This window comes from Arthrobacter sp. 4R501 (genome assembly GCF_002929755.1).
Lineage (GTDB): Bacteria > Actinomycetota > Actinomycetes > Actinomycetales > Micrococcaceae > Arthrobacter.
Window position 1 is genome coordinate 1 of record NZ_PJIW01000043.1, and the last position, 3,136, is coordinate 3,136.

The 3,136-nt window shown below is 61.1% G+C and carries 4 protein-coding genes; 1 reads left to right on the forward strand and 3 read right to left on the reverse strand.

The features are described 5' to 3' along the window. Window positions 1-306: 306 nt before the first annotated feature. The 3 genes from CXR02_RS21785 to CXR02_RS21795 form a co-directional block, all read right to left on the reverse strand. Window positions 307-648 carry a YciI family protein gene (locus CXR02_RS21785; RefSeq protein WP_104063882.1) on the reverse strand — a complete coding sequence of 114 codons (342 nt, stop codon included), beginning with the start codon at window positions 646-648 and terminating at the stop codon, window positions 307-309. 396 nt (window positions 649-1,044) lie between these two features. After that, window positions 1,045-1,578 carry an SRPBCC domain-containing protein gene (locus CXR02_RS21790; RefSeq protein ID WP_104063883.1) on the reverse strand — a complete coding sequence of 178 codons (534 nt, stop codon included), beginning with the start codon at window positions 1,576-1,578 and terminating at the stop codon, window positions 1,045-1,047. After that, window positions 1,575-1,925, reverse strand: coding sequence for a helix-turn-helix transcriptional regulator (locus tag CXR02_RS21795; protein WP_104063884.1), 351 nt, complete (start codon window positions 1,923-1,925; stop codon window positions 1,575-1,577). The genes CXR02_RS21790 and CXR02_RS21795 overlap by 4 nt, the downstream gene beginning before the upstream one ends. A 304-nt stretch (window positions 1,926-2,229) precedes the next feature. On the opposite strand from CXR02_RS21795, the gene CXR02_RS21800 reads away from it, so the two are divergent. Beyond that, window positions 2,230-2,835, forward strand: a complete 606-nt coding sequence (locus CXR02_RS21800; RefSeq protein WP_104063885.1) for a class I SAM-dependent methyltransferase — start codon at window positions 2,230-2,232, stop codon at window positions 2,833-2,835. Window positions 2,836-3,136: the final 301 nt, after the last annotated feature.

Sequence of the window (3,136 nt, forward strand, 5' to 3'; positions counted from 1 at the left end):
GAAGCTAAGACCCACAGCGCCGATGGTACTGCACCCGGGAGGGTGTGGGAGAGTAGGTCACCGCCGGAACATCATTAAAAAATGGTCGAGAGCCCCCCAACCACCAGGTTGGGGGGCTCTCCCACTTTAACCACCAAAACACCCCCGCACCACAAACACCCGGACCGCCGGCACACCCGGACCGCCGGCACACCCGGACCGCCGGCGCACCGAACCACACCAGACACCACAACCACCCCAAAACCATGCCAACACCCAGCCCCGCACACCAGTGAATTTGGGCACACTCCAACAGGGTCGCTCTCGTCAGCTGGCCGGGTCGTAGCCGAACTGCCTGACCTCTTGGGGGCAGCGGCAGGCGACGGCGATCTTCGCGGCCCACTCGAGTGCCGCCTGCCGTGTGGGCAGCTCAAAAATGGCGTAGCCGCCGTTGGGCACCTGGTGGCCTGGATGCGTGCCCTCGGTGACGGTGCCGTCACCGGCCACGAGCACCGGGTCTACGGCCTCGTCGATCCCGCCGCCGAAAACGTACACGCCCGCCGCCTTGGCCTCGGCGATGACGGCATGTGAGTCTTCGACGACCGTCTGGAAGTCTTCCTCTGGGAAAACCATGGCGTCACTGGGGAACGAGATCAGGTACTTGGTCATTCTTGGACTCCTCTGCGTCGGCGGCGCGATCCGTCGGTTCCTCTGTCCGGCACCGCTCTGGTGCACAGACCGATTATGGCTCCGGCGCCCTACAGATGGTCAAGGTAGAGCGTTGCGAGCGACCCGCGGAACCTGCTCGAGCGGTACGGTCTGAAAGCGCGTCATACAGTGCGGGCACGTGAAGAAGATCGCCACGACCGCTTGATTATGGCAGTTTGAGTGGGGACCGGGTTTGCAGTTTGGTTGGGGCCCACTTCGCGGCTCGCCGGTTGATGAATCGCAGTTTCAGCTGAGCCCACTCCACGGTTGATTCCATCAGGAGGTTTTTCCAACGGAGGAAGGCCGTGATGGAGTCGAGAGTGGAGCTTTTCGCGAGGATACGCCGGGATGCCAGGATCAGGGGTTTATCGCGGCCATGCGCCCATTAGTCTTGGGCGTCATGGCGGTGCTGTCCTTAATCCGGTCGATGGTGGCACCCCAGCCCTCCTGGGTACCTCCCATCATGAGCTTTTGCACCTCTTCGATGTCCAGATGCTCAGAGAACCGAACTGTGAGGACGAGTTCTGTCTTCGTGCCTACGTCGTTCAGTTGCACTGTGACAACAGGGGCTTCTCGTTCGTTCTCGCCGTCGAGTTCGGGCCATCCTCCGACTGCTCCCCAGCGGAAAACGAGTCGTTCGTCGGGAACGATCTCCAGGTAGATCCCCCCGGTGGGGTAACTAAGGTTCTCGTTGACGACCATCTGCTGTTTCCACGTTCCCCCAACCCGGAGGTCGACCTCAATGGGTGTGGTCGGTGTGGGCATGTCAGGGTTATAGAACCATGCAAGATGCTCAGGGTCGGTCCAAGCGGTGAACACGGCATGCCGTGATGCAGCCAAAATTCGGGTAAGGGTGAAGCTTCGTTGCTGAGTCGGGTAGTCGGTCATCATCTATCCTCCAGTTCTGTGAGCTCATCGGGCCGATCGGGGTTTATGGCGAGCTGAGCGTCCAGGCGATCCAGCCGTGTGCTCAGGAAATCGCGGTACGGCCGCATCCATTCCTCAACCTGTTGTAGCGGCGCAGGTTGAAGCCGGCAGTTCCTCCACTGGGCCGATCTGGACTTAGTGATCAGCCCGGCCTGCTCGAGGACTTTCAGGTGGCGCGATACGGACGGCACGCTAATCGAGTGCGGAGCGGCTAGTTCGGTCACCGTCGCCTCACCCTGCTGCAGTTGCGCCAGCAGAGCACGGCGGGCGGGGTCCGCCAGCGCAAGGAAAATCGCACTCAGTTCATCCATTTGCGCCCCAGCCTAATTACGCATCTGTGCAAATACAAGACTGGGCGTGGTCGCTGATGCTGTCCATTTCGTTAGATTCGTGATCCCCATGCGAAGGATCGTCAATCTTTGCCCACGGCTAGTGGACCCAAATGGGACTGCAAATCCCAAGGTCAAATGGACCCAAATCAGATTGACATTCTCAACCGCTTTGGCCTGTCCTGATTTGACGACGTTTTGTCGGCTCGACGAGCTGGGTCTGAACCTGACTGGGAACCTCTGCCCGGATAGCATCGATTATTGTTGCCCACCATAGGGTGGCTGCATGACTGACGCAGAGGTCGAGATCGCGTACTCAAAGAGTGCCGCCGAGTACATCGCCAGATTTGGGTCGGTCGAGTCCACGCATCCGGCTGACCGGAAGTTCGTAGCTGATTGGGCCGCACCTCTGGTGGGGCCAGTGCTGGACGTAGGATGCGGGCCCGGCCATTGGACGAAGTTCCTCGCGGACCAAGGGGCCGCGGTCGAAGGAATCGATTTGGTGCCGGCCTTCATCAAGCAAGCAGAAGCAACCTTCCCAGGCATCCCATTCCGCGTCGCCTCCCTCACGAGCCTCGGCGTTCCCAAAGGATATGCAGCCGGCATCCTGGCCTGGTACTCGCTGATCCACTTTGCACCCGACCAGGTTCCCTCCGTTCTCCGGGAACTGGCACGGCGCCTGGCTCCTGGCGGACGTCTCCTACTAGGACTGTTTGAAGGTGACGAAATCGCGAGATTTCCTCACGCTGTAACGCCTGCATACTCCTGGCCCGTGGAGGTACTAACCACGATGCTCAGTGCCGCCGGCTTCGAAACCATCTCGCATCAGAGACGAACCGATCCTGGTCGTCGGCCGCATGCCGCTATCAGCGCACGCCTAAGCCGCTCCTAGGAGAGTCGGCCAGAAGGGATACGCCCAGACGCTCGGCCGGGTGGGCCAGCAACAAGGCAGAGGGTCCGGGCTGCCACGGGGGAGGCAACAGCCTTGGCCGTCTCGGCTGCCAGCCCGTCCCTGATAGATGTGATCCAGTCAACACAAACCCGTTCGGGCCGATTACTGCGCCGGGGCCCCGTTGAGCCCCCTGGATTCCCCGCCACGACGCGGTTCCTGCGGCATTGGGGCCTGTTGTGGGGGTGGATTTGCGGTGGGGGTTGGGTGGGTGTATTGTTTTCTAAGTCGCCGCGAGGGGAAC